Source organism: Streptococcus sp. NPS 308, from assembly GCF_002355895.1.
Classification (GTDB): Bacteria; Bacillota; Bacilli; order Lactobacillales; family Streptococcaceae; genus Streptococcus.
The window spans coordinates 1,796,124-1,821,946 of sequence record NZ_AP017652.1; the positions used below are offsets into that span (position 1 = coordinate 1,796,124).

The window sequence follows — 25,823 nt, forward strand, 5'->3', positions numbered from 1 at the left end:
ATATATTTGAACTTCATAAAAAGGCAATGAATAAACTTCTAAGAAAGCAAGACTCATTCTGAGCTCTTCTTACTTTTATCCTGCTGCGTCAGCTCCTGATTATAGGACAAGGCTAGACCAATCCAGTAAGACAGTTCTTTTTGTGCTTCACCATCTAAATCAATATAGCCATGATAAAGCCTACCCTTCATTAAAGTCACGCTAGCACCATTTTTAGACAGGACCTGCTTTTCCATTTCCTTACCAATGCGTACCATGACGAGCTCTTGACTTCTCGAACTAACAGTAACGGCCATCTTACCACGGACCATAAAAGCCAAACCACCAAACATCTTCTTCTCTTCCACCTCTTCTTCAAAAACATGAGGAGGAAGTTCAGTAGCTAAAATGGCACGGACTTGCTGGGCTAAGGATTCACTATAAGCCATCCTTCTACCTCATTTCATCACATCCCAGCCGATACCAAAGCGGTCAATCAAGCGACCATAAAACTCTGCGAAAGCTTGTTCCTCTAAAGGATAGAGAATTTGACCACCTTCAGCAAGCTTAGCAAAAAGTTCATCAGCTTCTTCTCTACTGTCTGGGCTCAGAACCAACCATTGATTGGGCTGGTGATTGCTAGGAATAGATAGGTCGTTAAAAATGCCTACATCTTCACCATTCAGGGTTAAGTTTTCCGTATCTAAGGCAATCCAAGCAAGCTTATCCCGTTTTTCTGCAGGAAGGTCAGCTGGACCCATCATCTCACTGGCTCGGACAAGTCCCTTAATCTCTGTCTGAAAAAGGTCAGCATAAAAACGAAAAGCTTCTTCGGCCTGACCATTAAAACTTAAAAACACGTCTAATTTCATTATTGTTCCTCCAATTTTATATATCTGAGAATAAATCTCTAGTATCAGTTTATCAATTAAGATAAAAATTTTCTTATTCTCAATTGCGCTTGTTTGGCTAGAGAGCGCATGATTAAAACTGGAAGATTAACTGTAATAGGGGGATCGCTGGGCAAGGGCCTGCGCATGCTGATTTCCTCTTGATAGATGCTATCGCCTGCAAAAATGAGAGGCTCATCGCTGCCCCAGCGAAAGTTATGCTTCAAGATATAGTTTTTAGACAGGCGTAAATCCTCCAGCAATTCACAGGCCAAAAGATAGTAGCGACCATCTGGTACATTTTCAAAAGTAAACTGTCTCTCCTGACTTAGTGCCACTCCGATAACTGGCTCTTCTTTAGGTATGCGGGTTTTAAAAAGCCCAATACAGCTAAGGCGCGGTTCATAGCCCTCAGGATAAGATAGCGCCACAGTCAATCGATTGCCACTTTTACAGTCGGGATCCTGATGCAATAAAGCTCCCTTCTCATCCAGCTGTTTTACCATAAAATCATAAGCCTTGGTTGATTCTTGGTAGTATTTTTTAGGCGAGAGTCCAGTATGCCGCTTAAAAGTATTGGAAAAACTGCCTAGACTATCATAACCAGCTTCCATAGATGTCTCGGTCACATTTTGCCGGCTTTCTACAATCTCCTGAATCCCTTTTTCCATCTTAAGAGCTTCCACATATTGCTTGATAGAAAATCCCATCTTTTTCTTGAAAGTTCTGGATAGATGGAAAGGACTATAATGGAAATGCTCAGCCAAATCGGTCAGACTCAGCTCTTCATCTGCATGCTGACGCAGATAGGCTGCCACTTCTTCCATGATAGCTTTAGACATAGACCTGCTCCTTTCCCATTTATTTAAGCTCATTATATCACATCAAAAAGAAAGGACAAAAAATCAAAACCGAAGAAAGAAAATCAGAAATCAAGTGATACTCCGCGAGATGCCCCAAGAACATGAGGAAATAGTCTGCTTTCCCAAATCTCTGTCCAACAAACCTTTTACCTGTAGATAAATGATGAAAAAAACTTTAGACGTTTGAATCGCCTAAAGTTTTTAGTTTTTCTTAGGAATTTAGAAACTTGCCTTACCATCAAAAATAGTCAGCTTATGCAAATTTTCTATGCCTGCAATAATGGGTCTAGCTTTTGCAATGAGATTTTGAAAAACTTCCAAGGTCAGACTGTCATTGTGAGCTTGCTCGCTCTCCCAAACTTCGTAAATATAGATGCTGTTGGGTTCATCTGCTTTCTCTCCTAAGATATAGCAGAAACAAGTATCAAGATTTTGCATTTCTTTGACAACTTCTTGCATATAAGCAGCAAGTTCCTGCGCCTTCCCTTCTTTGGCAATTAATTTACCATAAACGCAAAATTTTTCCATTAGGATCTCTCCTTATTACTGAACTACCAACGTTTCCAAGCTTTCACCGATAGCAGCTAAGCGCTCCACCACTTCTGCTTGTGTCAATTCATTTTCTGAAACATAGCGGTTGCGTGGGTGAACACGACACTCGTGTGAGCATCCACGAAGGTACTTGTCTTCATTTTCTTCTGATGTTAGGATACGACGGTTACAGAAGGGATTTCCACAGTTGACATAACGTTCACATGGTGTTCCATCAAACCAGTCTTTCCCTACGATGGTTGGGTTAACATGGTTAACATCAACGGCGATACGCTCGTCAAAGACGTACATTTTCCCATCCCAAAGTTCACCTTGGACTTCTGGGTCTTTACCGTAAGTTGCGATTCCTCCGTGCAATTGACCGACATCTTTGTAGCCTTCACGGACCATCCAGCCTGAGAATTTCTCACAGCGAACGCCACCTGTACAGTAAACCACGACACGCTTGTCCATGAATTTTTCCTTGTTGTCACGGACCCATTGTGGCAACTCACGGAAGTTGCGGATGTCTGGGCGGATAGCCCCACGGAAATGTCCTAGGTCGTACTCATAATCGTTACGTGTGTCAAGGACAACGGTATCTTCGTCAAGAAGGGCTTCTTTGAACTCTTTTGGAGACAAGTAAGCACCCGTTGTTTCAAGTGGGTTGATGTCGTTGTCAAAGTCATTATCTTCCAAACCAAGGTGGACAATTTCTTTCTTGTAGCGAACAAACATCTTCTTGAAGGCTTGTTCATTTTCTTCGTCAATCTTGAACCAGAGGTCTTCCATTCCTGGGAGGCTGTGAACATAGTCCATGTATTTTTGAGTTGTTTCATAGTCACCTGAAACGGTTCCGTTGATTCCCTCGTCAGCGACTAAGATACGACCTTTAAGGCCGATTGATTTACAGAAAGCCAAGTGATCTGCCGCAAATTGCTCTGCATTTTCAATTGGAGTATAGAGGTAGTAAAGTAAGACACGAATATCTTTTGCCATAAGATTTGTTCTCTTTTCTATTCTTAAATTTTCAGAATTTTTCATTCAACTATTCTAGTATACCCACTTGAGAAAACGAATGCAATTTATTTGACCGGAAATTAAAAAGGAGCTAATTCCAACGAATGTCTATTCCAATTTAAAAAATCCTTGGATTTCCCAAGGATTCTTTTTTAAACCTTTTTAGCTTTAGCCATATAGAAGAGTTGGAGTAGAATACCAATGATAGCCATACCGATAACGATAAAGAAGGCCATTGTATAATCTCCTTGGTTTGCCTGTGCAAGACGTGCCCCTAACTGAGGACCAGCAATAGCAGCTACACCATAAGCAGTAAACATCCATCCATAGTTTGTCCCTACGTAGGTCACGCCCCAGTTTTCAGCAGTAATTCCTGGGAAGGAACCGAGGAAGCCACCAAATGACAAGGCAACCATCATGATTCCAAGGATGGCCAAGATGCTTCCAGGACCTTTGAATAAGGCTGTGAGCAACAAACCAGTAGCGACCGCTCCAAACATGGCAATAACGGTAGGATAGCGGCCAATCTTATCAGAAACCGTACCCCAGAAGATACGACCAAATGTATTTGCAATGGATACCAGCATAACAAAGAGGGTCGCTTCTCCAACAAGTTGGTATTGGTCTGAGATTGCTGCTGCAGTTCCGATAATCATCATTCCGCCTGTAGCACCAAGAACATAGATCAACCATAGAAGCCAGTAATTTCCATCACGGAGCATTTCTTTATAAGTTTTTCCTTCTGGTTGAGCATTCCCAGCCGTTGGAGCAACAGTAGGAGCTTTGGCCATAACTAGGGAAGATGTACAGATCACTAGTAAAAGGACAATACCTAATACCTTAAAGGTAGAGTAAATCCCCATAGAAGCAATCAAAGATTTTGCAACCGGTCCGATAATTAGTGGACCCAAGCCAAATCCTGCCGCTGTCAATCCACCAGCTAGGCCTTTTTTGTCTGGGAACCACTTTGTCGCAACGGACGTAGATGCCCCATAAGCAGAGCCGATACCAAGTCCTAGGATGACACCGTACGTTAGATAAAGCACGGGTAGTGAGTTGGCAAAACCAGTCGCAAACATCCCTGTACCAAAGAGAATACCACCTAGAAAGACAAACTTTTTAGGTCCAACCGAATCTACTTTGGGACCGAAAAGAATCATTCCAACAGGTACCATAGCAAAAGAAATGCTAAAGGCTAAGGAAGTCTGAGCTTGAACCCATCCTTGACTAGCATTGGTTTCTAGGAGTGCCTTCTGAAAGACCGACCAGGCATATCCTGCACCTAGAGAGAGATTCGTTAAAATGGCCGCAGCCAAAATTAACCATCGATTGGGTGTTTTTTTCATATGAATAACCTCATGTAATATTTCTTGTTCCCAAAAGGGATAGCAAACAACTTTTTATCGGATTTTCACTTGCTGTGTTTCACTTGAATCTTTCATAATTTACAAAATATGAACAAGCTGAAATCAGACATAAATGAAACATTTAAGAAGAAATCCTGTCCACTTCTTAAATCAAAATCCAGTTAAATTTCACAATGTTAAGCGCTTTCATCGTACTCTTATTATAAGCTAGTTCATTCTAAAAATCTACTTAATTAAACTAATAGAGGTATTAGTCCAATTAATCGATATCTATATTTTATACTGGTATTTCACAAAGTTTTTAACAAGATTTTTTTACTTTTAGCTACTCTAATAAAAAAACCACTACCTCCCCCGGGAGTCCCAGAGGAGGTAGTGATAACATTTTTTAGGAATGAATACACGAAATCAGTTTGTCTTATGATTTTTTGCTTTTCAAGAATTCGTCGTATTGTTTTTGCATTTCATCCAATACTTTTTGGTATGCACCTTCAGATTTCAGTTTTTCCATCAATTCTGGAATAGCTTTATCAGGGTCTACAGTACCAGTGTTGATAGCTGTATCGAATTGTTGCATTGTGTTAGTGATTGCAGAGATTTCAGATTTTACGCTATCAGTGTTAAAGATGAATCCAAGCGCTGGAGATTCTTTAGCTTCTGCCAATTGTTTCTTAGAATCTTCGATTTGTTGGTCTGTAACGTTTTCGTTGATGTAAAGGATCCAGTTGTTACCAGTGTTCCATCCACCCATGTGAGTGTTTCCTTTGTATCCTTCAAGGACACGTACACGGTTTTCTTTACCTGGAATTTTCTCCCAGTTCTTGCCTTCTGGACCGTAAACAAGTCCATTCAAGAGTTCAGGGTTAGTGTTCAAGAGGTTCAACACTTCCATTGATTTTTCTTTGTTCTTAGAGTTGTTTGAGATAACAAAGTTAGCAACTTGAGTTGTTTGGTTTTTCTTGATGAAGTTAGTGAATGGTTTGATTTGGATGTCTTTGTTAGCAACACGTGAGAGCAAGCTGTTACCGTAGTCAGCTGGTCCTACTGTTTCTTCACGAACGAACCAAGTGTCTTGTTGAAGGTCAAATGAAGTGTCGCTTGTTGCTACGTCTTTTGGAATGTATCCTGCTTCGTAGAATTTGTGAAGAGTCTTCAAGTGTTCTTTGAAACGAGGAACGTCGTAACGGTTTACGATCTTAGTAGTATCCCCTTCAAGGTCGATAACGAATGGAAGTCCGTTTGCTACTGGGTAGTCAAAGTTTTCAGAAGGGATGAAGTTCTTAGTAACTGCAAATGGTACTACATCTGGAGCTTTTTCTTTGATTTGTTTCAAGACTGGTTCAAGTGTTTCGTATGAATTTACACCTGAAATGTCGATACCGTATTTAGCAAGAAGAGTTCCGTTGAAGGCAAAGTTTTGTGAAGATGCAACGTTAGCCGCAACTGGAACAGCGTAGATCTTACCGTTTACAGTGTTACCTTTGATGTAAGCTGGGTCAAGTGCTTTATAAAGCTCTGCTCCTTCTTTCTTGTACAATTCTGTCAAGTCAGCATAAGCACCTTTTTGCGCGTTTACGATGTAGTTATCTGCGAAAGCGATATCGTAGTTTTCACCTGATGATGTGATAACTGACATTTTCTTACCGTAGTCACCCCATCCAAGGTATTGGATATCCAATTTAGCACCAACTTTTTCTTCGATGATTTTGTTTGCATTTTCTAGCAATTCATCCAAGTTATCTGGCTTGTCACCGATTTGGTACATTTTAATAACAGGTTTTTCTCCTGATCCTGAGTCAGCAGCTTTTTTGTTGTTACCTGAAAGGTTTCCACAAGCAGCAAGACTTGCAGCCAAAGCTACTACGCTAGCAGATGCAAAAGCATATTTTTTCCAGTTTTTCATGATAAAAACTCCTTTTTTTATTTTTAAACTTATAAACGATTTAATGATTTTAACTTCAGTCACTAAGATGAAGTTGGAAAGGGAGAAACGATGTTTCTCAGTAAGTCCTATTCTTTCACACCACCGATGGTCAAACCTTTTACAAAGTAGCGTTGGAAGAATGGATACAGAATGGCAATCGGAAGGGTTGCAACGACAACCATGGCCATACGTCCTGTTTCCTTTGGAAGAACGACTCCCAATTGACCAGAAAGGCCGACTGCTTTGGCGATGTAGTCCATATTTTGTTGGATTTGCATGAGCAAATACTGCAATGGATACAAGTTGTCACTCTTGATGTAAAGAAGGGCGTTGAACCAGTCATTCCAGAAACCAAGAGCTGTCAAAAGCGTGATGGTTGCGATACCTGGTAATGACAATGGCAAACAGATTTGGAAGAAGATCCGGGCTTCACTAGCACCATCGATACGAGCGGACTCCAGAATGGCTTCTGGAATGGTCTTCTTGAAGAAGGAACGCATCAAGATGATGTTAAATGGTGAGAGAAGCATTGGAACAATCAAGGCCCAAACTGTATCACCTAGTTGAAGCAAACGAGTTACCACGATATAGCCTGGAACCAAACCGGCGTTGAACAACATACTAAGTAGGACGAAAACTGTAAAGAATCTGCGGTACTTAAAGGTTGTCCGTGAAATGGCGTAGGCATAAGTTGTTGTGATAAAGACGTTTGTCAAGGTTCCGACTACTGTTACAAATACTGAGATAAAGAGCGCTTGTAATATCTTATCTTTAAACTGAGCCAAAAACTCGAAGCCATCTAATCCAAACTGTGATGGGAAAAAGCTATATCCATGTTGAAGGATGCTCTTTTCATCTGTGATGGAAATCATGATGACAAAGATAAAGGGCAAGATACAAGAGAGAGCAATCAATCCAGAAATAATACTGAAGAAGATATCTGCCTTCTTACTAAAGGAGTGAATGCCGACATTATCAATTTTTGCTTTTTTAATTTTTTCTGCCATGCTTTCCTCCTTTCTAGAATAGTGCTGAATTTGGATCTACTCGTCTTGCAAGTATATTTGATAAGATAACGAGAATCAAACCAACAACTGACTGATAAAGACCAGCTGCTGACGCCATACCAATATCCGCTGTCTGAGTCAAACCATTATAGACATAGACGTCTAGTACGTTGGTTACATTGTAGAGCTGACCAGCATTGTGAGGGATTTGGTAGAAAAGACCGAAGTCTGCACGGAAGATGTTTCCGACTGCAAGGATGGTCAAAACAGTTATCAGCGGTGTCAACTGTGGAATCGTTACATTGCGAATCCGTTGCCACTTGCTAGCCCCGTCCACTGTTGCTGCTTCGTAGTAGGTAGGGTCAATTCCCATGATAGTCGCATAGTACATGACACTGCTATATCCGAATCCTTTCCAGATACCTAAGAAAAGGAGAAGATATGGCCAAATACCTAAGTCAGCGTAGAAGTTAATTTCCTTCAATCCGATGGAAGAAAGGAAGTGGTTGATCACACCCTTGTCAATGTTGAGGAATGCATCTGTAAAGAAACTGATGATAACCCATGACAAGAAGTACGGGAACAACATAGACGTTTGAAAAATTTTAACCATTCTCTTAGAACGAAGCTCACTGAGGATGATGGCAATTCCAACCGACACAATCAAACCAATAAAGATGAATCCAAGGTTGTAAAGGACGGTATTTCGAGTAATGATAAAGGCATCTTTAGAACTAAACAAGAACTTAAAGTTATCGAGGCCGACCCACTTACTATTCATAATACTGTGGATAAATCCTTCACCACTCATATGGTAATCTTTAAAGGCGACCACATTTCCAAATACTGGGATATAGAAGAATAGAATCAACCAAAGTGCCCCTGGTAAAACCATCAAGAGAAAAATCCAGTTATCTCTCAAGGTCTTTGAAAACTTTTTCATAATTTCCTCCCATTTTATTCCTAAAAACTGATTTCATCGAATTTTTAGGTTTGATAACGATTACATAATTAGTATACTCTTATTTTAAGAATAGTTTAAACTACTAATTATAGAAAAAACTCCACAAATTATTTTATGTGGAGAAGTTTTTTATAAGAAATAGGTTTCACGAGAAACACTCTGAACAAGGGACACTGTTCTTGTTTTTATACTCAATGAAAATCAAAGAGCAAACTAGGAAGCTAGCCACAGGCTGCTCAAAGCACTGCTTTGAGGTTGCAGATAAAACTGACGAAGTCAGTAACATCTATACGGCAAGGCGAAGCTGACGTGGTTTGAAGAGATTTTCGAAGAGTATTAAGTCGTATAAATCGTCGATGCGGTCGCAATGGTGTGCCACTGGTTGGCTGTTGTGGCTGCAAAGTCCTTGTCTCCATAAAAATCATTAAATGGAAGGATTTCAACTTCTAATTCTTCGATACGGTCAATCTGACCTGCCAGATAAGCCTCGATGCGACTCTCTGCTCGCTTGATTCTTTGTAAGAGTCCGCCCATACGGATATCAACCGTATCCAAACCAAAGACCTTGTTTTCTTTCAGCCATTGTTGACTAAAGAGTTTGTGGAAGGTTTCAATCTCACTTCTGAGTTTTGGTAATTCTTCTCTGGCGATTTGCTGCAAGCTGACTTTGTCACCGACTTTATAAGTTTCACGAATGCGTCGTCCTACATCAACCTTGCTACTTAAAATAGCATTCAACTGAGCCTGAGTTTCAAAGAGATAGGCGTAGATGCCTGCTTTGTCTTTGATAGCATCAAGGGTCTCAGCGGCCTGAGCGAAGTGCGGTTTGTCCTGTTCAGGTGTCGTGTGTCGATCAAGAATCGGACAGAGAACATCCTGATAAAGGACATAGCGGTTAGGATTGATCCCACTGAGATTGCCTGGTAGATCTGGCAAGAGGTTGGCTAGGTCAATCTGCATGAAATCCTCAACTGATAGACCCGTATTGGTCTTGAAGTGTGCAGACAAACGGTCTAGGTCATTGCGGTAGCTGAGTTCTGCCCAGATTTGCAAGCTTGGGAGAATAGAAAACTGGGCTGTTTCCCCACCATTGTCCCCCCAACCTGTCACGATAACTTCTTTGATCTGATTAGCACGACAGGCTTTATTGGCCTCGATAGCCACTAGACGGCTGAAATGGTTGTGTGGGGTAAAACCAATCCACTTCCAAGCACCACCTGCAAAGGCGATATCTTGGCTAATCTTGTGGTGATTGCGGAAATTACGATTGTACTTTTCTTCGCTGTCCTGGTAATAATCCCAATAAACCAAGGTTACACGATCTTTGAGACGGTCTAGGTAGACACGAGTTTCCTCAGGAATTTCCACATCGCGGTCATACTGGCCATCTGCTGACATGAGTTTGAAGAACATGTCACTCCACATCTGGCAGTGGAAACCATATTTGTCAGCAATATCCAGCACGCGCTCCAAGTGTTGACACATGAGGAGACTACGGTCCACAACACCGTTCAAAATGAGGTAGCGTCCCAAACCAACCAAGTGAGCTTCGTCCATCCCGATATTGACCTTGCGTGTCTGCAGTTTAGACAGAGTGGCAAACATCCCGTCAATCAAATCATAAACCTTTTCTTCACCGATAAGGAGAATGTCCTCTACATCACGGAGTTCTTGCACTTCTTTGACACCCCATTTAACGAAGGCCGACAAATGAGCCAAGGTCTGGATGCAAGGCACAAAGGTCATATCAAACTGCTGGGCATGGGCTTCGATTTCCTGCAACTCCTCTGTTGAATAGGCTCCACGGAAGTAACCAAAGTATGGTTGCCCCTCAATCTGGTAGGTGTCTTCCATGTAAAGCTCAAAGGTTGAGTAGCCCATGAGAGCCAAAACCTCAATCATCTGCTTAGCTGAAGCTACATTTAGCACTGCATTTCGGGAACAGTCTGCCATGTAAGCCAAATCTTCGTAAGCAGCTTGTTCTTCAATCTCTACCTTATCACCTTCTACTAGAGCTGTTGCCAATAAGGACAAGGCGCGGTAAAGTTGGTGAGGTTTGCGATAAGTCAGTTGATAGTGGCCATCCTCACCCTTGATAGAGATAGAGGCTTGGTCATACTGAGCGACTGCTACCTCTACATCTGCTAGCGAAATATGCTTTTTAAGCAACTCTAATGCTTGCTCTTGTTTGGGACTAAGTCCTGTAAAAATTACCATTGGTTTTCCTCCTGCAACCAGTTGACAAGGGCACCATAGAGATTGGCATCTGCATGATAGGTGCAAGCTTGGATAACTGGTGCGACTGTGTATTCTTCGTAGGTTTCGACAAATTCATCGACAGCTTTTTTGACACCTTGGATAAAATCTGGATTTTGACTGATAGAGCCTCCCAGACTAATGACATCTGGATCGATCAGATACTGGATATTGAGCAAGCCTTGAGCCAGATTACGGTTCATGCGCTCAATGGCTTCTTGACAAAGGGCATTGCCTGCTGCAGCTTCTTGGTAAATCTTGCGACCGTCCCAGTCAGTCTGACCTGACTTTTCAATTACGTAGCGGACCATGTTTCCTGTAGATGCTAGTTGCGACCAGTTGTTGAGCTTTTCTGCTGGTGCAATGATTGTCATATAGCCAAACTCACCACCTAAGCCGTGGCGACCTCGGTGAAGTTTGCCATTGATAATCATAGCTCCGCCGATTCCTGTCCCAATCACGACACAGGCTGCATTTTCAATCTCTGGATGAGCTAGCAGTTCACTAAGTCCAACACAGTTGGCATCATTTTCTAGATGGACAGGTAGCTGATGATGAGCAAGGGCCTCATACCAAGAAAAACCGTGAATATAAGGTACGGCACTGATTCCCTCAATTACACCTGTTTCTTGATTGACCGCGCCTGGAACGCTCATGGCAATGCCCTTATAATCTTTCTCTGCCAAGCATTTGTCTAGCCATGCCAGTAAATCTTCTAGGGTTTCTGGTGTCGGTGTACTTGTCTTATCTAGTATTTTTCCATCAGGAGTCAGACTGGCAAACTTAATCCCAGTCCCTCCGATATCAATGGTTGCAATGGTCATATTTTCACCAAAAAAGGGACGAATCAGTAGTTAATCCTTACTCTTTCGCCCCTCCTTTCTATCTCATAGTATTCGTTATCAAACACTTTAAAACTGTTAAATGTCTTCTTTTTTAATCAATTCTGTACGAATTTCTTGTGGAGCCAATAGTCCTGAATGAACTGGATATGGTCGTTCAAGTAAGTCCAGAATGGTTTGTTGGTGTTCAGATATGCGCACATTTTCTTGGCTCATATTGTAGTAACGGAGGACATATCCTTCTTCATTTTCCGCCACTTTAAAGGCTGTTGGGCAAACTTGTGGTAAGCTGAGTGCCGCATGACTCAAGAGGCTACCAGTCGCAGCAACACTTCCTTCTTGTTTAGCAACCTGAAGGCTAGTGAATGGTGTTTGGAAGGCTTTGGCACGACGGAAAGCTGAGAAGCGTTCTTGCGCTTGGTGGCATTCAAGAGCAAACTCGACTTCAAACTCACGCAAGCACTGAGCCTCTGGCGTTGGGAAGTAACCCCAGTCACCTAGCTCGCCTGAAGCACGAAGGATGGTCACTGCAATGGTATCGTCTCCAAGGATTTCATACTCGTGCAATCCTTTATTGGCCACCGTCACTCCTTTTTCATCATCATAAAGGCTGACAAAGGCTTGTTGGTGTTGTGGATTTTCAGGATTTTCCCAAGAAGCAGCTGGTTTATTTGGTCGTGTCACCACCTCATAGATGCTTTCAGAGTCATTGCTTGGACGTGTGTTATGAGCCTTGACCAAGAGACGGATACGGTGGTCCTTGGCTGTGTTAGTAAAGCGAGTCTTGAAGCGTATTTGTGGATTATCAACAAAGACGGTCATCTCTGTTTCAAGAAGAATGCTTGCCAATTCTTCTGAGCGCCCAGCTTCACGCGTCATAAACTCGATGATGCCTCTTTGTTCTGCATCCAGTTTTTCGTCTGCACTTACTGGAATTGTCAATTCATGTTTGAGCAAGATCTTGGCAAAACGAGCTGTATTTTCCAAAACTTCACAGCCTTTGAGTTCTGCGTAGATAGGCTCTGTTCCTTTTGGTTGGAAATAGATGTACTCATTTCCAATGTCACCACGATCTTCAAAGCGAATAACATCTTCATAAGCTTCATGAGTTGTCTTGTCGTAGACCGTGATGTTTTCATCCACACTGACCGTTACAAATGGCGTATTAATCACTCCATTTTGGTAAATACCGTCACGGTGTTCTTGTTCTCCTTCAAGCAATTGGAAGGTTGTCCAAGAGAGAGGGGCTAGATGAACAGGGACTGTCACGCGCACTTGTCGAGCGATACGAGCCTGACGGAACTTGTCTTTTGGCAAATCATACTCAAAATTAGCTCCCAGATCTTCGATTCTCGCTTCTACAGCATGGCCTTCCAAGTCTTCGACACGGTAGTTTGGCAAGGTCAAGGCTGCCATTTTCTTGTAGCCTTCTGTTGGGTGCAATTCCTTGAAATCACAAATCGCCACATCAATCACTGTGCTGACAGTGTCAACCTTGTCATGCAAGCCTGTATTGATGACGGTAAAGAGATGGTCGCTTTGAGCTTCGTGGGTTGCAATTTTAACCTTCCACTCGTTGAGAAGGTTGCTCTTAACGAAGTTTCCGACTTGGTTGACCTTGGCAAAACGTGTTTCCATCTCACGGTGAACTTCGTCAATACTACAGCCACAGATACTATCATGGGGCGCATTTTGTAGAAGGACTTTCCAAGCATAGGTCAACTGGTCCTTGTGGTTATGTCCACCAGTGATGACAGTCAATGGTTCCACTACTTGTTCTAGCAGGTTGCTATTTTCTTGGAAGGCTTGTTTGAGGTAAATCCGTGAAGAAGAAGTGTTGGCAAGTGTGTACCAACCGTCTGTTTCTTGACTGGTCAACTCGCCTGTAACCGTTGATAGTTGCTCCGGCAGAGCACTTTCTACTGCGTGGATGTAGTCATCAAATGAACTATGCACAAAGGTCACATCTGGGAAGAGTTCATTTGCCACACGAATGGCTTCGCTCAGATTTCTCTGTACAGGCTGATGGTCACAGCCGTTCATCATCAACCATTGGTTGGTCGAGGCGTAGTCACGCACATCGGACAGTTTTTGTTTCCAGAAAGCCAAGGCTTCGTCCTTATCAACTGGGATTTCATTCCCGTTACTGTACCAGTTGGCAAAGAGGATACCGAGAACACGACTTCCGTCTGCACCCTGCCAGTACATTTCTGAAAACTGGGAAGTAAACTGCTCATCTTCGAGGACTTGGTTGTCAAAGCCAATCGGCTTGACACCACGGCCAAAGGCTGCCACGTGAATGCCTGATTTTTGAAGGATTTGAGGAGCTTGTCCCATATTTCCAAAGGTATCTGGGAAGTAACCAACCTGGGTTGATTTGCCCCATTTTGCACATTCTGCTTGGCCAATCAAGGTATTGCGGACGTTGGCTTCACTGGAAATCAAGTAGTCATCCTGCAAGATGTAAAAGGGACCAATTTTGAGTTTGCCTTGGTCGATATAACCTTGGACTTTGTCGCGATTTTCAGGACGAATTTCTAAGTAGTCATCAAGGACAATGGTTTGACCATCCAAGTGGAAGCTCTTGAACTCAGGATCATTTTCAAAAAGGTCAAAAAGATTGTCAAATAACTCCACCAACTGCATACGGTGGCTTTCAAAAGGCAAGTACCACTCACGGTCCCAGTGACTGTGTGAGATAATATGTACAACAACATTTTCCATGAAGTAAAACCTCATTCTAAATTAATTTTTTATTTTTAACGTTTTAAATGTAAAATTGTGATTCTTTCCTAGAATCAGTTGAGCGAAAGCGTGCTCCTTATACTCAATGAAAATCAAAGAGCAAACTAGGAAGCTAGCCGCAGGCTGCTCAAAGCACTGCTTTGAGGTTGTGGATAGAACTTGACGAAGTCAGTAACCATACCTACGGCAAGGCGAAGCTGACGTGGTTTGAAGAGATTTTCGAAGAGTATTAACGGATACCCAGGTAATCCAAGACTAACTCACAGAACATCATGTTGGCCCATGAGAACCATTCGCGAGAGTAGAGCGTTGGATCATCTACGTGGAAGCTTTCGTGCATGACACCTGTGCCACCATCGCAGGCAACGAGCTGATCGAGCAAGAATTTCTTCTCCGCCTTATCTCTTGTTGTCAAGCCTTGGATAGAAAGGGCAATCGGCCAGATATAGCGATAGAAGGTGTGAGAACTTCCAAGTCCACTAGCATATTCACCTTGGTAGAAGTATGGATTTTCAGGGCTCAGAATGGTGCGACGAGTTGCTTGATACACTTCATCATCCACATCACAGTAACCAAGATAGGGAGCAGCCAGTAGACTCGGTACATTTGGATCATCCATGATGCTGGCATTTCCTAGACCATCCACTTCAAAGGCGTAAATCTTTTCACCCTTGCTATTGGTGGTGTAGGCATAGTTTTCGATCCCTTCTTGAATCTCAGCCTGCAGACGTTTAGCGTCTGCCACGATGTTTTGGCTATCAGCTAGATTCAATTCTGCAAAGATTTCTTGGACATAACCCAAGACAACGACTGCAAACATATTGGATGGAATCAAATAGCTATACTGACAGCAATCATCACTTGGACGGAAGGCTGACCAGGTCATCCCTGTCACGGCAAAGTCAGGACCAAAGCCGTCATTTACCAAAGTGTCTTCCTTACGGTCAGTATCACGAACAAAGCGATAAGGAGAGTTCTTGTGGTCTTGCTCAACGGTCCAGAGATGAAGAATTTCCTTGGTCGCTGCGACAAAAGTCTCATCAAACTGACTGGTCTCGCCAGTCTCTTTCCAAAGGAGATAAGCCAACTGCAAAGGATAGCAAAGCGAGTCCACCTCATACTTGCGTTCCCAGATCCAGCCGTTAAGATCTGTGTGGTCAGTCTCGTGGTGGCCCTTCCAGTTCTCCTCAATGTTAAAGGAATTGGCATAAGGATCCTTGAGTACCAAGGTCATCTGACGCTTGACCAAACCTGCAATGGTCTGACGCAAGAGAGGATCTCTTTTAGCCACATGAAGATAGGGTCTGAGTTGGGCAGTCGAATCCCGAAGCCACATGGCAGGGATATCCCCTGTTAATACAAAGGTCGAACCATCTTCTAGAATCTCAACCGTATTGTCCAAGGTGTCGGTATAGCAACGCTCAAAGACATCCACCCACTCCGGATGGTCCTTGGCACGCTCTGCTACTTCATCCAGCCACTCTCTGACGATTTCTTTAGAATAAACCATTTTTAATTTTACCTCTTTCAAACAAGTTTCATGTTCAGTATATAGTTTTTGAGACAGAAAATACATACACAAATGATAGTCATTTTTCTACAAAATTGCTTACTTTCGAACCCCATATCTAAAGGTCTCATTTTTCTGATATAATGTAGAAAAACAGCTAAAGGAAATACCATGAAACCACTACTTGAAACCATCGATACCCGCTTTGGTACTGCTAGCAAGCATGCCTTCTCTCGGGGAAATACCCTACCATACACAGGCGTGCCTTTTGGGATGAATTATTTTGTGCCCCAGACTAGTGACCAGGACGGATCTTGGTTTTTCGATCCGCATCTGCCCATCTTTCAGGGAATTCGCTTAACCCACCAGCCCAGTCCTTGGATTGGGGACTACTCATGGCTCCTTCTGACACCTGTCACAGGCCAGCTTGGGGGAGACAGTCTCTTTCACCGCCAGTCTTCTTATGATATAGATAAAGCTTGCTTCCAGCCTCACTATTTGAAACTCTTTTCTCTGCGCTATCAGATTGAAACCCAGCTCACACCGACTTGCTATGGCGCTTCTATGCGCCTAGAGCAAAAGCAAGGCAAAGCCCTCGCCCTCTACCTTCATGCAGCAGATGACCTAACAGTGGAGCAAGTAGATAAGCGGACTCTGGCCCTACGACAAGAAGGCAAAACAGAGACCAATAAAAATCCGCTGATACTCTTCACCGCCCTACAAATGAACACGGATATTCTTGCTGTCAGCCAAGAAAGCGGAGACTGGCGAATTGACCTCGCAGATAGCCATGCTGAAATCCAACTAGCGACTTCCTTTATTTCTCCTTCTCAAGCGCTGCTTAATCTACCTCAAACGGACTTTGATAACTGTAAAGCAAATGCCCTAGCAGACTGGGAAAATCTCCTCCACCGTTTTGATATCGTGGAGACAGGGGAAGCCGACCGAACCTTTTTTGACCACTGCCTCTACAGACTCTTCCTCTTCCCACAGACATTTTATGAGGTGAACGAGTCAGGGCAAGCCATCCACATGGATTTGTCTACTGGTACTGTCAAGCCTGGTGTCCTCTTTAGCAACAATGGTTTCTGGGATACCTTCCGCACCACCTTTCCCCTCTTTGCCCTTATCATACCAGAACACTATCACCGCTTTCTAGAAGGTTTCCTCAATAGCTACCGTGATACTGGATTCCTGCCTAAATGGCTGGCTCCAGATGAACGTGGTATGATGCCTGGTACTCTATTGGACGGCATTATCGCAGATAACGCCTGCAAGGAAATGGCTCCCGACTTGGAAGAAGAACTCCTCCAAGCCATGCTGGAGACAGCCACCAAGTCCGACCCTCTCGGCATCAATGGTCGCCATGGACTAACCCAATACCAAGAGTTAGGCTATCTCTCTACTGACCACCACGAAAGCGTCAGCCACACCCTAGACTACGCCTATAGTGATTTTTGCATCGCCAGCTGTGCCGAAAAACAAGGTCAGAATGACATCGCCCAGACTTATAAGGTCGCATCGCAGAATTTCCGTCATCTCTTTGACTCTGAGACAGGCTATATGCGTGCGCGAGATCGTCAAGGCAACTTCCGACCTGACTTCTCTCCTTACAGTTGGGGACGAGACTACGCCGAATGTTCTGCCATTCAAGCGACTTTGGGCGTTCTACACGACATCCCTGGCTTAATCCAACTGATGGGTGGAAAAGAAACCTTTAGCCACTACCTTTTGAAAGCCTGTCAGGATGCTCCTCTCTTTGAAACGACTGGCTATGGTTATGAGATTCACGAGATGAGCGAGATGGCTACTGCTCCTTTTGGACAAGTCGCCATTTCCAACCAACCTAGTTTCCACATCCCTTATCTCTTCCGCTACAGTGACTACCCTGACTACACTGCTCTTCTCATCAAATCGATACGTCAGAAAGCCTTTCACCCAAGTTGGCAAGCCTATCCTGGCGATGAGGATAATGGCAGTCTCTCTGCTTGGTACATCTGGTCGGCTCTTGGATTCTACCCGACCTGTCCAGGAAAACCAAGCTACGATCTCGGAATCCCCCTCTTTGATCATCTCCGTGTCTACCTGGCTAAAGAAAATAAATGGTTGGATATCTATGCTGAACAAAACTACAGCCATTTTAACTTTGTCAAAGAGTGTCGATTGGACAAGACCCCTGTATCTAGCATCCAACACCAAGACCTCTTGAAAACTGAGCAACTGACCTTCACCCTCAGCTGGCTACCAAATCACTAATAACCAAAAGAACCTTTGCATCGCGCAAAGGTTCTTCTTTTATGAAACTTGGACTTGAAGTTGATCCACAAGCTGACCACCCACCATTAGATTCAGATAGAAATCTAAGGTTTTATCTCCTGCGAAATACAAGGTTGGTAGCGTCAACCTTTTTTCAGTCTCGCCAGCTTGAAACGCAAGGACTTGAATCTCATCCTGATAAGCGACACCATGCACACCCGTCCCTGGTTGAATCGAAATCTTAGCTTCTAAAGGACCACTACATTCTCTGCGCTTAACTGTAAAATAGGCATTTTCTCCCTTGGTCACAGCGAGACTGTTTTCTGAAAACTCCAGTTGCTGAACAGCTTCTTTTTTTGACAAGCTAGGTGTTTTATAAAGTGAAATCTTAGTTAATACTGGCAAATCCTGTGCCTCTGTAATGGTCACACGAATCTTCTGAGCCTCTACCATGGATCCGCGCAAAAGGCGTTTATAGCCTACTGTAAATCCTGATCCAAACTCCTGCCAGACACCATCCAACTCTACCTGAACATGGAAAGCAGCGATTCGTTGCCCTAGCTTCAAATCTTCTCTTAACTCAATTACATCAAAAGTTTTAGGTGACTCTAAATCGAGCTCTAACTGAATTGGCAGTTCTGCATCACTTGCCCAAGAACTAGTCTCCAGTCCATCTGTCAGATGATGACAGGCAAAGTCTGCGGAGAGAGTAGGACCAGATACCTTGCTTCCCAGAGCCAAATCTTCTTTATAGAGTTCGTCACGGTAGGCCCTAAATTCATACAATCGCTGGATATCCCTTTCATCAAAGAGACCATCTTTATTAGGAGGAATATTGAGCAAGAGAGGGGTTCCCCGCCCCACTGAGTGAAAGTAGATTTCGACCAATTCCTCAAGAGACTTGGGATCCTGATCCTCATGGTAAAACCAACCCGGCCGAAGGGATACATCCGCCTCACCGATTGAAAACAACGTACCCGAGGGATCACCGTGCTGTAAATAATCTAATGCAGCCTCTGTCCCCAACTGATCGGGCTTGACTTTTTGCCACAAGGGATCCCCTGCATAGCCCCGTTCATTGCCAATCCAGCGAATACTAGTTCCCTCAGTTGAGAAAATCAAACAATCGCCCTGCAAGTCACGAATGGTTTCAAACCAATTCTCAAACTCATAGTTGACCTGCTGAGCCCCTTCCCCTCGAGCACCATCCATCCAGACCTCAGCAAATTTCCCTCCATTTCCATAGTTAGAATTTGATAAGATTTCCTCCAGCTGTGCCAGATAATAGGCATTGTAGTCTGCTTCTCGGTCCACATGATAGAGGGGACTATGGGCATCCCAAGGAGATAAATAAACTCCCATGTCTATGTCAAACTCAGTTGCAGCTTGGGAAACTTCAAGGAGCAAGTCCCCCGCTCCTTTCCTCCAAGGACTAGCCTTGACCGAATAGTCTGTATGTGCTGTCGGGTAGAGCACAAAACCATCATGGTGCTTGACCACCAAAATCAGTTTTTTAAAACCTGTTTCTTTGAGCACCCGAACCCACTCACGTGCATCCAACTTGGTCGGGTTAAAGCGTTCAGGCTCCTCCTGGCCTGTTCCCCATTCCTGGTCATAAAAGGTATTGGGGCCAAAATGGATGAAGGCAGCTAGTTCATCTCCCAGATAAGCTAGCTGGGCCTGACTTGGTAATGGTCCATGCGGTTTTATTTTTATCATCATCTCATATCTCTTTCTCTGATTATTTCTCTTATTCCCAAAGTTATCCACAGGTTGTGGATAAGAAAACCTGCCTAAAAACTAGCTTTCCCAAACTCCAGCTCTTAGACTTTGAAACTGTCACCCTCAGGCAGCCTGCTCAAATCTCCACTGCGATACGATTTCTACTAGAAAATTAGCTCGTTACTAGTTGCCGATACTATTCTCAAGATACCTCTAGGCTACTAACTGAATGTCCTGCTCTCCCCAGACTTATCCACAACTTGTGAATAAACCATTCTTCCTAGTTGTTACCTCGTTGACTATAACAAAAAATCTAGGTAGCGTCAATAAGACAAGGCTGTCTTCCTAAATACTCAGAAAAGATTCTATAATTTGTACAATATACATTTTACACTTTCCGTAAGAAAGGCTTTTCAGATAGATTTCATATAATTTACCATCATTCTTTCAATTACAAACTCAGCCGAATCCCTTATTAATTCTATGTATGAAAGTAATTTTTTCATCTCAAATCATAAAATTTAATATAAAATTTTAAAAATTTTTCTATTCGTTTTATTGTATGTATATCCATTTTATCTTTGTTTTCTATCCCCTACTGCATATTAACATAAAACACTATAAAAACCATATTTTGTCGAAATTTTCTCTATATTTTCGTCCTTGACAAGCATTATTGTTTGTGTTATAACGAACATGTAAGCGGTATCAAAAAGGTATCAAAGCAAAATTTTAAAGGAGGAAACCACATGTCTTCACATCCAATTCAGGTATTCTCAGAAATTGGGAAACTGAAAAAAGTTATGTTGCATCGTCCGGGCAAAGAGTTGGAAAACTTAATGCCGGACCACCTCGAGAGGCTACTCTTTGATGACATCCCATTTTTAGCGGACGCCCAGAGTGAGCACGACGCTTTTGCTCAGGCACTTCGTGACGAAGGAGTCGAAGTCCTTTACCTAGAGCAACTGGCTGCTGAATCATTGACTACTCCAGAAATCCGAAATCAATTCATCGAGGAATATTTAGACGAAGCCAACATCCGTGGCCGTCAAACTAAGATTGCAATTCGCAAGCTCCTCCAAGACATAGAGGACAATCTCGAATTGATCGAAAAAACCATGGCTGGGGTTCAAAAAACAGAACTCCCTGAAATCCCTGAATCAGCAAAAGGATTAACCGACTTAGTTGAGTCAGATTATCCATTTGCTATCGATCCTATGCCCAACCTCTACTTCACTCGCGATCCATTTGCTACTATCGGACATGCTGTATCGCTCAACCATATGTATGCCGACACCCGTAACCGCGAGACCCTCTACGGTAAATACATTTTTAAATACCACCCCGTTTACGGTGGCCTTGATTTGATTTACAATCGTGAAGAAACGACACGCATCGAAGGAGGCGATGAACTTGTTCTCTCTAAAGATGTTCTAGCTGTAGGAATTTCTCAACGGACGGATGCGGCATCTATAGAAAAACTACTTGTCAACATCTTCAAAAAAAATGTTGGCTTCAAAAAAGTATTGGCCTTTGAATTCTCAAACAGCCGTAAGTTCATGCACTTGGATACTGTCTTTACTATGGTGGACTACGATAAATTTACTATCCACCCAGAAATCCAAGGCAACCTCCGAGTCTTCTCTGTGACCTATGAAAATGAAGAATTGCAAATCGTCGAAGAAAAAGGCGATCTTGCAGAACTCCTTGCCCAAAACCTCGGTGTTGAAAAAGTAACCCTCATCCCATGCGGGGACGGAAACATCGTTGCTGCTGCTCGTGAACAATGGAATGACGGTTCTAACACCCTTGCAATCGCACCAGGTGTGGTAGTCGTTTATGAACGCAATACCGTTACCAATAAGAAACTGGAAGAATACGGTCTTCGCCTCATTAAGATTCGCGGAAGGGAATTGGTACGTGGCCGTGGTGGACCTCGTTGCATGTCTATGCCGTTTGAACGCGAAGAAATTTAACTTCCTCACCCTTCTGATAGATAGACAGATTATACTTGGCCAAGTCCCTTAGGACGAAGTATTAGAAAGAGGTTATCATGACACATTCCCTATTTCAAGGACGTAGTTTTCTAGCAGAAAAAGATTTTAGCCGAGCAGAGCTCGAATACCTTATCGGTCTTTCAGCTCACTTGAAAGACCTCAAAAAACGCAATATCGAACACCGCTATCTAGCAGGCAAAAACATTGCTCTCTTGTTTGAAAAGACTTCTACTAGAACCCGGGCTGCTTTTACAACAGCAGCCATTGACCTAGGTGCGCATCCTGAATACCTAGGTGCCAACGATATCCAACTTGGCAAGAAAGAATCAACTGAAGATACCGCTAAAGTTCTCGGACGCATGTTTGACGGAATTGAATTTCGTGGTTTTAGCCAGGATATGGTAGAAGAACTGGCTCAGTATTCTGGCGTTCCTGTTTGGAACGGTTTGACTGACAAATGGCACCCAACTCAAATGTTGGCCGACTACCTTACAGTACAAGAAAACTTTGGTCATCTAGAAGGATTGACCTTGGTCTACTGTGGAGATGGTCGCAACAACGTTGCCAATAGTCTCCTTGTGACGGGAGCGATTCTCGGAGTCAACGTACATGTCTTCTCTCCAAAAGAACTCTTCCCTGACCAATCTGTTGTAGAATTGGCAAAAGGATATGCAAAAGAAAGCGGCGCCCACATCCTGATTACAGAAGATGCTGATGAGGCTGTCAAAGGAGCTGACGTCCTCTACACTGACGTTTGGGTATCTATGGGCGAAGAAGACAAATTTGCTGAACGGGTTGCCCTACTCAAACCTTACCAAGTCAACATGGAGTTGGTGAAGAAAGCTGGAAACGACAAGTTGATTTTCCTTCACTGCTTGCCAGCCTTCCACGACACCAATACCATTTACGGTAAACAAGTAGCTGAAAAATTTGGCGTAGAAGAAATGGAAGTAACGGACGAAGTCTTCCGCAGTCAATACGCACGACACTTTGATCAAGCAGAAAATCGGATGCATACCATCAAAGCTGTCATGGCAGCGACTCTTGGAAATCTCTATATTCCTAAAGTCTAATATGTAGTAACCAAGCACCTTAGGGACTCCGGCTAGTAAGCATTACAATCCATATTTCTAGAAATAAGAAGTTCGTTTAATCAATTGCCACCTCTAAACAAACCTTCCTATCATCCTTTTATCACTAGTCTAGTCCCTTTGGTGGTTTAACCCACTCTTATCCATTTTTGAACTCCCTTCGTCCAGATTACCTCAATGCATCTACCTCTCACCTCATCAGAATAGTGCTTGCTCCAAGCATCCAACCTTGGTCTTGCTTTCAATCTTTTCTTTGAGGTCTGATAGGTTTGTATCTTAGTGAAAGGAGAGATCATGTCTCATCGGAAAATCGTCGTCGCCTTAGGCGGAAATGCCATCCTCTCCACAGATCCCTCTGCCCAGGCTCAGGAAGCTGCTCTGGTAGAAACAGCTCGTTATCTGGTCAAACTGATTCAAAACGGGGATGAACTCATCATCACCCATGGCAACGGCCCTCAGGTTGGAAATCTCCTGCTCCAACACTTGAAGGCTAATTCTGAAAAAAATCCTGCCTTTCCACTGGATTCTCTAGTCGCTATGACCGAGGGCAGTATCGGTTTTTGGCTCCAAAACGCCTTGGAAAATGCCCTAGTAGACGCTAACATCGAAAAGAACGTCGCCTCTGTAGTCACTCAAGTCATCGTCGACAAGGACGACCCAGCATTCGCTGATCCAAGCAAACCAATCGGTCCTTTCTATAGCGAAGAAGAAGCAAAAGCAGAAAGTGAAAAGACAGGTGCTACCTTTAAGGAAGATGCTGGTCGGGGATGGCGTAAGGTAGTCGCTTCACCTAAACCAATTGGCATCAAAGAAATCAATAGCATCCGTACTTTACTCAATGACGGACAAATCGTCATCGCTGCTGGCGGTGGAGGCATTCCTGTCATTGAAAATGAAAACGGTTACTTGGACGGTGTTGAAGCCGTTATAGACAAAGACTTTGCTTCTCAACTGCTGGCAGAATTGGTTGAGGCAGATGTTTTTATCGTGCTCACTGGCGTAGACTACGTCTACATCAACTACAATAAACCAAATCAAGAAAGGCTGGAACGCGTTACCGTTAGTCAACTTCAAGAATACATCAAACAAGGACAATTTGCTCCAGGTAGCATGCTACCCAAGGTCGAAGCTGCCATTGACTTTGTCACCCACCACCCTGCTGGTAAGGCTGTTATCACCTCACTCAGCAATCTCGGTGCCCTGATTGAATCCGAAAGTGGAACAATTATTGTGAAAGACTAGTCAATTTTTAAACAAGCTTGATTAGGAGTACACAGGCAGACCAACATCATTCGTTTTATACTTTGTGACATAGTTTAGGAGGAAAAACAAATGAGTGAAAATACAAAAAAAAGGTTCCAAATGCCGTCATCTTACACTGTTTTGATCATTATCATTGCTATTATGGCAATCTTGACTTGGATCATCCCAGCAGGTAAGTATGATACAGACGAAGCAGGTAACCTCATTGCAGGTACCTATCAAACCGTTACCTCTAATCCCCAAGGGATTTACGATGTTTTAATGGCTCCGATTCGGGCTATGCTCGGTCACGAACCTACAAAAGCCGCTATTGACGTTGCCTTCTTTATCCTCATGGTTGGGGGATTCCTTGGCGTTGTCAATGCAACTGGCACACTAGATGTTGGTATCGCCTCTATTGTTAAGAAATACAAGGGACGCGAAAAAATGCTGATTCTCATCCTCATGCCCCTCTTTGCACTAGGAGGAACAACTTATGGTATGGGTGAAGAAACCATGGCATTTTACCCACTCCTCGTCCCTGTGATGATGGCTGTTGGTTTCGATAGCATTACTGCTGTTGCCATTATCCTACTCGGTTCTCAAGTTGGCTGTCTCGCCTCTACACTCAATCCATTCGCAACTGTTATCGCTTCTGATACGGCAGGTGTATCATCTATGGACGGTGTCATTCTCCGGATTATTTTCTGGATTGTGATGACGGGTATGAGTACCTACTTCGTTTACCGCTATGCAGAAAAAATTCAAAAAGATCCTACAAAATCACTCGTTTATTCTCAAAGAGAAGAAGACCTCAAACATTTCAAAGTCACTGACAATGATGATGCTCCATCTGTCTTGAGCAAGAAACAAAAACATGTACTTGCCTTGTTCATCTTGACCTTTATCATCATGATCGCCAGCTTTATCCCTTGGGTAGACTTGCATATCACCTTGTTTGAAGATCTGAAGAACTGGTTGATTGGTCTTCCTGTTGTCGGTGGAGTGATCGGTTCATCTGCTCAACCTTTTGGTAGTTGGTACTTCCCTGAAGGGGCTATGCTCTTTGCCGTCATGGGGATCCTCATCGGTATCGTATACGGCCTCAAGGAAAGTAAAATCATCTCTACCTTTATGAATGGTGCAGCAGATCTTCTCACAGTAGCTTTGATTTGTGCGGTAGCTCGTGGTATCCAAGTTATCATGAATGACGGTATGATCACTGCGACAATCCTTCACTGGGGCGAAGTCGGCCTTCAAGGTCTCTCACCTCAAGTCTTTATCGTCTTGACCTACCTCTTCTACCTCCCTATGTCCTTCCTTATCCCATCTTCATCAGGTTTAGCTAGTGCTACAATGGGTATCATGGCACCACTCGGTGAGTTTGTCAATGTTAAGGCAAGCCTCATCATCACTGCCTACCAATCTGCATCTGGTGTACTTAACCTCATCACTCCTACTTCTGGTATTGTAATGGGAGCTCTCGCACTCGGTCGTATCAGCTTAGGAACTTGGTGGAAATTTGTTGCGAAACTCATTATCACTATCGTGATTGTGAGCATGCTTCTACTTATCCTAGGCACCTTCCTGCCATTCCTATAAAATAGTGCGAGGTAA

The 25,823-nt window shown here is 43.3% G+C and carries 19 protein-coding genes; 5 read left to right on the plus strand and 14 right to left on the minus strand.

What is annotated here, in order from left to right; translation table 11 throughout:
- Nucleotides 1–53 precede the first annotated feature (53 nt).
- The 13 genes from SNAG_RS09125 to SNAG_RS09190 all read right to left on the minus strand — a co-directional run bounded on the left by SNAG_RS09125 (nucleotide 54) and on the right by SNAG_RS09190 (nucleotide 15,898).
- Complete coding sequence (locus tag SNAG_RS09125) at nucleotides 54–428, minus strand: TfoX/Sxy family protein (protein WP_096408609.1); 375 nt, start codon at nucleotides 426–428, stop codon at nucleotides 54–56.
- A 9-nt stretch (nucleotides 429–437) separates the two neighbouring features.
- On the minus strand, nucleotides 438–851 hold the full coding sequence (locus SNAG_RS09130; RefSeq protein WP_096408612.1) for a VOC family protein: 414 nt from the start codon (nucleotides 849–851) through the stop codon (nucleotides 438–440).
- A 56-nt stretch (nucleotides 852–907) separates the two neighbouring features.
- Nucleotides 908–1,711 carry a helix-turn-helix transcriptional regulator gene (locus tag SNAG_RS09135; protein WP_096408614.1) on the minus strand — a complete coding sequence of 268 codons (804 nt, stop codon included), beginning with the start codon at nucleotides 1,709–1,711 and terminating at the stop codon, nucleotides 908–910.
- Nucleotides 1,712–1,951: 240 nt separating this feature from the next.
- The gene (locus SNAG_RS09140) at nucleotides 1,952–2,260 is read right to left on the minus strand and encodes a putative quinol monooxygenase (RefSeq protein WP_096408617.1); all 309 of its coding nucleotides are present in this window, start codon (nucleotides 2,258–2,260) and stop codon (nucleotides 1,952–1,954) included.
- Between the two features lie 15 nt (nucleotides 2,261–2,275).
- The gene (gene trhO, locus SNAG_RS09145) at nucleotides 2,276–3,262 is read right to left on the minus strand and encodes an oxygen-dependent tRNA uridine(34) hydroxylase TrhO (protein ID WP_096408619.1); all 987 of its coding nucleotides are present in this window, start codon (nucleotides 3,260–3,262) and stop codon (nucleotides 2,276–2,278) included.
- 173 nt (nucleotides 3,263–3,435) lie between these two features.
- Complete coding sequence (locus tag SNAG_RS09150; protein WP_096408622.1) at nucleotides 3,436–4,629, minus strand: L-lactate MFS transporter; 1,194 nt, start codon at nucleotides 4,627–4,629, stop codon at nucleotides 3,436–3,438.
- A 439-nt stretch (nucleotides 4,630–5,068) separates the two neighbouring features.
- Nucleotides 5,069–6,553, minus strand: a complete 1,485-nt coding sequence (locus SNAG_RS09155; protein WP_000800426.1) for an ABC transporter substrate-binding protein — start codon at nucleotides 6,551–6,553, stop codon at nucleotides 5,069–5,071.
- Between the two features lie 107 nt (nucleotides 6,554–6,660).
- A complete protein-coding gene (locus SNAG_RS09160; RefSeq protein ID WP_096408625.1) occupies nucleotides 6,661–7,581 on the minus strand; it encodes a carbohydrate ABC transporter permease in 921 nt (306 codons plus the stop codon).
- 13 nt (nucleotides 7,582–7,594) lie between these two features.
- Nucleotides 7,595–8,524 carry an ABC transporter permease gene (locus SNAG_RS09165; protein WP_049538037.1) on the minus strand — a complete coding sequence of 310 codons (930 nt, stop codon included), beginning with the start codon at nucleotides 8,522–8,524 and terminating at the stop codon, nucleotides 7,595–7,597.
- 357 nt (nucleotides 8,525–8,881) lie between these two features.
- The gene (locus SNAG_RS09175; protein ID WP_096408627.1) at nucleotides 8,882–10,762 is read right to left on the minus strand and encodes a beta-N-acetylhexosaminidase; all 1,881 of its coding nucleotides are present in this window, start codon (nucleotides 10,760–10,762) and stop codon (nucleotides 8,882–8,884) included.
- Nucleotides 10,756–11,625, minus strand: coding sequence for an ROK family protein (locus tag SNAG_RS09180; protein WP_096408630.1), 870 nt, complete (start codon nucleotides 11,623–11,625; stop codon nucleotides 10,756–10,758). Before SNAG_RS09180 ends, SNAG_RS09175 begins: the two co-directional genes overlap by 7 nt.
- Nucleotides 11,626–11,721: 96 nt before the next feature.
- Nucleotides 11,722–14,367, minus strand: coding sequence for an alpha-mannosidase (locus SNAG_RS09185; protein ID WP_096408632.1), 2,646 nt, complete (start codon nucleotides 14,365–14,367; stop codon nucleotides 11,722–11,724).
- 250 nt (nucleotides 14,368–14,617) lie between these two features.
- Nucleotides 14,618–15,898 (minus strand): glycoside hydrolase family 125 protein, encoded by a 1,281-nt coding sequence (locus tag SNAG_RS09190; protein WP_096408635.1) that lies wholly within the window; start codon nucleotides 15,896–15,898, stop codon nucleotides 14,618–14,620.
- Between the two features lie 171 nt (nucleotides 15,899–16,069).
- Between SNAG_RS09190 and SNAG_RS09195 the strand changes: the two genes are divergently transcribed.
- Nucleotides 16,070–18,154, plus strand: a complete 2,085-nt coding sequence (locus SNAG_RS09195; RefSeq protein WP_096408637.1) for a GH92 family glycosyl hydrolase — start codon at nucleotides 16,070–16,072, stop codon at nucleotides 18,152–18,154.
- A 39-nt stretch (nucleotides 18,155–18,193) separates the two neighbouring features.
- Here the strand turns inward: SNAG_RS09195 and SNAG_RS09200 are convergent, their stop codons facing one another.
- Nucleotides 18,194–19,873 carry an alpha-L-fucosidase gene (locus SNAG_RS09200; RefSeq protein WP_172842419.1) on the minus strand — a complete coding sequence of 560 codons (1,680 nt, stop codon included), beginning with the start codon at nucleotides 19,871–19,873 and terminating at the stop codon, nucleotides 18,194–18,196.
- A 752-nt stretch (nucleotides 19,874–20,625) separates the two neighbouring features.
- Between SNAG_RS09200 and arcA the strand changes: the two genes are divergently transcribed.
- From arcA to SNAG_RS09220, 4 genes are all read left to right on the plus strand, one after another.
- Nucleotides 20,626–21,852, plus strand: a complete 1,227-nt coding sequence (gene arcA, locus SNAG_RS09205) for an arginine deiminase (protein WP_000094628.1) — start codon at nucleotides 20,626–20,628, stop codon at nucleotides 21,850–21,852.
- 77 nt (nucleotides 21,853–21,929) lie between these two features.
- Complete coding sequence (gene argF, locus SNAG_RS09210; RefSeq protein WP_049538027.1) at nucleotides 21,930–22,946, plus strand: ornithine carbamoyltransferase; 1,017 nt, start codon at nucleotides 21,930–21,932, stop codon at nucleotides 22,944–22,946.
- A gap of 312 nt (nucleotides 22,947–23,258) precedes the next feature.
- A complete protein-coding gene (gene arcC, locus SNAG_RS09215; protein ID WP_096408642.1) occupies nucleotides 23,259–24,206 on the plus strand; it encodes a carbamate kinase in 948 nt (315 codons plus the stop codon).
- A gap of 90 nt (nucleotides 24,207–24,296) precedes the next feature.
- Nucleotides 24,297–25,808, plus strand: coding sequence for a YfcC family protein (locus SNAG_RS09220; RefSeq protein ID WP_096408645.1), 1,512 nt, complete (start codon nucleotides 24,297–24,299; stop codon nucleotides 25,806–25,808).
- The last annotated feature ends 15 nt before the right edge of the window (nucleotides 25,809–25,823 follow it).